The organism is Methyloceanibacter sp., from assembly GCF_051306395.1.
GTDB lineage: Bacteria > Pseudomonadota > Alphaproteobacteria > Rhizobiales > Methyloligellaceae > Methyloceanibacter.
On sequence record NZ_JBPPND010000145.1, the window covers coordinates 1 to 4,898 of the forward strand.

At 62.9% G+C, this 4,898-nt stretch carries 4 protein-coding genes; all 4 read right to left on the reverse strand.

Features of this window, described 5'->3' with window-relative positions:
* Positions 1-954, reverse strand: a 954-nt coding sequence (locus ACSLE4_RS07725; RefSeq protein WP_435903894.1) for an aldehyde dehydrogenase family protein, incomplete at its 3' end; no start/stop codon positions are given.
* 7 nt (positions 955-961) lie between these two features.
* Complete coding sequence (locus ACSLE4_RS07730; protein ID WP_435903895.1) at positions 962-2,311, reverse strand: glutamine synthetase family protein; 1,350 nt, start codon at positions 2,309-2,311, stop codon at positions 962-964.
* Positions 2,308-3,045 carry a gamma-glutamyl-gamma-aminobutyrate hydrolase family protein gene (locus tag ACSLE4_RS07735; protein WP_435903896.1) on the reverse strand — a complete coding sequence of 246 codons (738 nt, stop codon included), beginning with the start codon at positions 3,043-3,045 and terminating at the stop codon, positions 2,308-2,310. The genes ACSLE4_RS07730 and ACSLE4_RS07735 overlap by 4 nt, the downstream gene beginning before the upstream one ends.
* Entirely contained in the window at positions 3,042-4,424 is a 1,383-nt protein-coding gene (locus tag ACSLE4_RS07740) for an aspartate aminotransferase family protein (protein WP_435903897.1), read from the reverse strand. The genes ACSLE4_RS07735 and ACSLE4_RS07740 overlap by 4 nt, the downstream gene beginning before the upstream one ends.
* Positions 4,425-4,898: the final 474 nt, after the last annotated feature.

Sequence of the window (4,898 nt, forward strand, 5' to 3'; positions counted from 1 at the left end):
GTCGAGGAAGGCGTCGGCGATGTCTTCCTGCACGAGGAGCCGGGACGCAGCGGTGCAGACCTCGCCCTGGTTGAAGAAAATGCCCCAGGCGGCGTGAAAGGCGGCGGCGTTGAGGTCAGGACAGTCTGCGAACACGATCTGCGGAGATTTTCCGCCGAGTTCGAGGCTGACGCGCTTCAGGTTGCTCTGCCCCGAATACTGCATCAGCAGCCGGCCGACCGCACCCGAGCCAGTGAACGCGATCATGTCCACGTCCATGTGGAGGGCGAGCGCCTTACCGGCCCTGTCGCCGAAGCCCGGAACGACGTTCAGCACGCCCGCGGGAATGCCCGCTTCTAGCGCCAATTGGCCAAGCTTTAGGGCCGTCAGCGGCGATTGCTCGGCGGGCTTGAGCACCACCGAATTGCCCATCGCCAATGCAGGAGCAACCTTCCACATCGCCATATGCAATGGAAAGTTCCACGGCACGATGGCGCCGACCACGCCGAGGGGCTCCTCGATGGTGAAAGAGAAACGGTCTGAAGTGGCAGGCCCCACCTCACCATAGATCTTATCGAGCGCCTCCGCATAATAGCGAAGCGTGCGGATCGCTCCCGGGACATCGACAGTCAGAGCGTCATTGACCGGCTTGCCGACATCGAGGCTCTCAAGCACGGCGAGGATCTCGGCATCGCGCTCCATGAGGTCGGCAAGCGCGAACAGGATGCTTTTCTTCTCGCGATAATGAAGACCGCGCCAGCAACCCTCGTCGAAAGCGCTGCGGGCGGCGGCAACGGCGGCGTCGATATCGGCCGCATCACAGTCAGCGACGCAGTTGATGACGGTGCCATTTCGCGGCGTGATATTCTCGAAGGTGCGCCCTGTGACGCTCGGCCGAAGACATCCATCGATCACTGCCTGGTGGGGTAACTCGACCGCACCCGCAATCTTCTCGAAATATGCAAGTGACGTCATGGATGCCTCATGCGCCTTGCGCGTACCAGAGATGATCAAGCGGGGTGACGATGCGTTCGAAATTGTTAAGCTCGGTCTGCTTCAGGCGTGAAAACACGTGCTGAAACCTATCGCCGAAGGCCCCCCGCACGATTTCCGAATTCTGGAAGAGGTCGAGCGCGTTGACCCAGGCCGTTGGCAGCTGCGGCGCTTCAACCGTGTCCGAATGACCCTCGATGGCGGGACCCGGATCGAGCTCATGGGCGAACCCATGGCTCATCCCTGCAAGCATCGATGCGATCACGAGATAGGGGTTGGCGTCGGCCCCGGCAATCCGATGCTCGACGCGGGTCGACGCGCCGTCGCCGAGGGGGACGCGCAGAGCAACGGTGCGATTGTTGAAGCCCCATTGAGCGGCCATCGAAACATAGGCCTTTGGCACGTAGCGCCGATAGGCGTTGGCCGACTGTGCCCAAACGGCCATGAAATCCGCCATCGTCTCGCACAACCCACCAAGCGCATGCCGAAACAGCGGCGAAATAGGATCGCCCGCGAACACGTTCTGTCCAGACTGATCGAGGAGACAAAGATGGACATGCATTCCGGAGCCGGCCCATTCATGATGGGGCTTGGCCATGAAGGTCGCGTCGAGCTGGTGCGCGCGCGCCGCCGCTTTGACGGCGCGTTTCAACAACAGCCCGTCGAGCGCCGCCGCCATCGCATCCGGGCGGTGCTTCAGGTTGATCTCGAACTGCGCGGGCCCCGATTCCTGTATGACGGCGTCGACAGGGATCCTTTGCGCCTCGCAGACACGAAAGATGTCGTCGATGAAGGGAGACAGGGCCTCCATGTCGTCAAACCCGAAGGTCAGGGGTCGCTCCGGGTCATCTGCGACGCCGTCGGGAGTCTCGAGCCGAAACTTGCCGGTGGCATTTCGCTTCGTGACGTAGAACTCGAGTTCCACGGCGGCAACGGGCGTCCGGCCCGCGCGCGTGAACCGATCAAGTTGATTGGCGAGAACCGTACGGGGATCCAGCTCATTTCTGACGTCGGTCACGACCACGGCTTGGCCGCGCCTGCCGTCGCCAACCGGAATCGGAGACAACGTCCCACTCAGCAAATGACAGCACGCGTCCGGATCACCGGTTTCCCAAAGCCTACCGGTTTCTTCCACGCAGTTGCCGAACGGGTCCATGATGAAGACCGACCTTGGCATCATGAGGCCGCGCTTGGCGACGCCAAGCAGGTCCGGCCGGCGGATGCGCTTGCCCCGCGCGATACCGTTCATGTCGAACATGAAGGCGTCGATCCATTGCACTGCCGGATTGGCGTCCAGGAACGCTTGCGCTTCATCCACGTTGAGCCGCGTCCCGGTCATGGCGTCATGCCCCTCGCCGCAGCTCCGAAGCGCCGAAACAAGGCGACGGAAACCTCGTTCGACTTTGGCGCCCACTCGGGATGCCACTGAACGCCCAGACAGAACACCTCGTCGTCAGGCCCCCGCACGGCCTCGATGAGCTGGTTCTCGGCAAATGCCTCCGCCTGCAGGTCGGGAGCGAGGCGCTTGATACCCTGTCCATGCAGCGAGTTGACCATGATCTCGTCACTGCCCAGCCAATCGCGGAGCTTGCCGCGCAGAGCCACGGGATGCACGGGACAATACCGTTCATCGAGCGGACGGTTAGGCCGCTCGCGGTGATCGCTTTGGCCGGTCACGTCATGCACCGCCTGATGCAGGCTTCCCCCAAGAGCGACGTTCAGCTCCTGAAAGCCACGACAGATCGCGAATAGCGGCTTTTTGCGCTCCACAGATGCGCGGATCAGCGGGAGCGTGAGCGCATCGCGAAAGGAGTCCAGAGCCTCCGGCTTTACCGGAGGCTCGTCGCTGTAGTGGCTCGGCTCGACATTCGAGGGGCTGCCAGGAAACAGGATCGCATCGGCAACCTCGAGCAATGAGGCAATATCCGCCAGACCGGGCCCGACCGGGACCAGCAAAGGCTGGCAATCGGCGACGTCGGCGACGGCGGTGGCGTATTGGCGCCCCACCGCGTCGAACGTGTAGTCGCCGAGGCTCTTGGTGCAACACGGCATGATGACGACCGGACGGCTCATGCGGCGATCTCTCCCGCCACATCCGAAAGCGTGAGATCGAGCGCGCGGCCGATCGCGGCTTCCGCCTCGTCGAACTGTTCTTGCGTCCAGATCAGTGGCGGCGAGGTGACCATGGTGTCGAACACCGCGCGCATGACAAAGCCCTCGCGGAAGAAGTGGTCGCGGCAGATGAGCCCGACTCGGCCCGGATCGGCGAAGCGGCGGCGCGTACGCTTGTCGGCAACGAGCTCGATGGCGCCGAGCAGGCCGATCGAACGGACTTCGCCGACGAGGGGGTGGTCCTTGAATTTGGCAAGAACCTCGGCAAGCGCCGGCCCGGTGAATTCGTTCACCCGCGGGACGAGCCTCTCCTCTTCCATGATCTCGAGATTCTTGAGCGCCACGGCGCAGGCGACCGGATGCCCCGAGAAGGTGTAGCCATGGTGGAAGTCGTCGTCATGCGCCAGTAACGCCGCGACAATCTCGTCGTCGACGATCACGCCCGAGAGCGGGATGTAGCCCGAGGTCACCGCTTTGGCGAAGGTGATGATATGAGGCCGGATGCCGTAATGCTGTGAAGCGAACCACGTGCCGATCCGGCCGAAGCCGGTGATGACTTCGTCTGCGAGAAGCAGGATTCCATATTTGTCCACGATGCGCTGGACCTCGGGCCAATAGGTCTCCGGCGGAATCTTGACCCCACCGGCGCCCTGCACCGGCTCGGCGGCGAACGCCGCGACATTCTCTGGCCCCACCGCGAGGATCTCGTCCTCAAGCGCGCGCGCGGCGCGAAGGCCGAAGTCGGCAAGCGACTCGCCGTCCTTCCCCTCCCCGTACCAACAAGGGTCCATGATGTGGCGAAAGCCTTCATAGAGCGGGTAGCTGTGCGCATGCATGTGGGCCATGCCGCTCATCGAAGCGGCCGCGATCGTCGATCCGTGATAGGCGCTCTTCCGCGAGATGATGATGCGTCTCTTGGGCTCGCCCTTCAAAACCCAGTAGTGGCGGATCAAGCGAATGGCGGTGTCGTTCGATTCCGAACCCGACGAGCCGAAGAACACCTGATTGAGATTGTCTGGAGCGAGCTCGGCAAGCTTGCGCGACAGGGCAACGACGGGCGGGTGCGTGGTGCGGAAGAAAGTGTTGTAAAACGGGAGCTCCAGCATCTGTGCATAGGCGGCCTCGGCCAGCTCGCGGCGGCTATGACCTATGTTTGCAGTCCACAAGCCGGCCATGCCGTCGAGGATGCGGTTGCCCTCGCTGTCCCAGACATAGGGCCCGTCGCCGCGAACGATGACGCGCGCGCCGCCAGCCCGGAGGGACGTATGGTCCGAGAAGGGATGCAGATGGTGGAGAGCGTCGAGTTCTTTTAGTTGCGTCGTCTGGTGTTGATTGGTCACCGATAAACCTCCAGCAGAACGGGACCCGAGGGCCGACATCACTTAGCGCTGGAAGTTCGCGGGCGGAGTATAGCCAATGCGGGCGCAGAGCTGCAGGAGCCGCGCCTTCCCGTTCTGTCCGCTCAGGATCAGATCGCTTTCAGAGGTAAAGTTGCGGCATGGCCTCAGGGATGGTCTGAGCCACCCTCGCGATGTGGCGGCGAACGGCCTTGAAGCGGGCACGCAATTCCTCCGCTGGCTAGACCCGCTGGGGCCGCCTTGACAGGCGCTAGTGGGCGGGTATGCCTAGCTTATGACACTATTGGCTACGGTGTAGAATTGTCAACTCAGGCGGCACGAGGCAAGGCGACATCCCGACCGCGGGGGCGTCGCGGCTTGGTCAAGAGCCAGATCCTGGAAGCGGCGTTCGATCAGTTGTCGCGCCACGGCGAGGCCGGCTTTTCGGTGCGAAAGCTCGGCTCCAAGATCGGCGTT

Excerpts from the sequence above, each read along its gene's own strand:
- ACSLE4_RS07730 (WP_435903895.1), bottom strand. The coding sequence starts at position 2,311 with ATGACCGGGACGCGGCTCAACGTGGATGAAGCGCAAGCGTTCCTGGAC.
- ACSLE4_RS07735 (WP_435903896.1), bottom strand. The coding sequence starts at position 3,045 with ATGAGCCGTCCGGTCGTCATCATGCCGTGTTGCACCAAGAGCCTCGGC.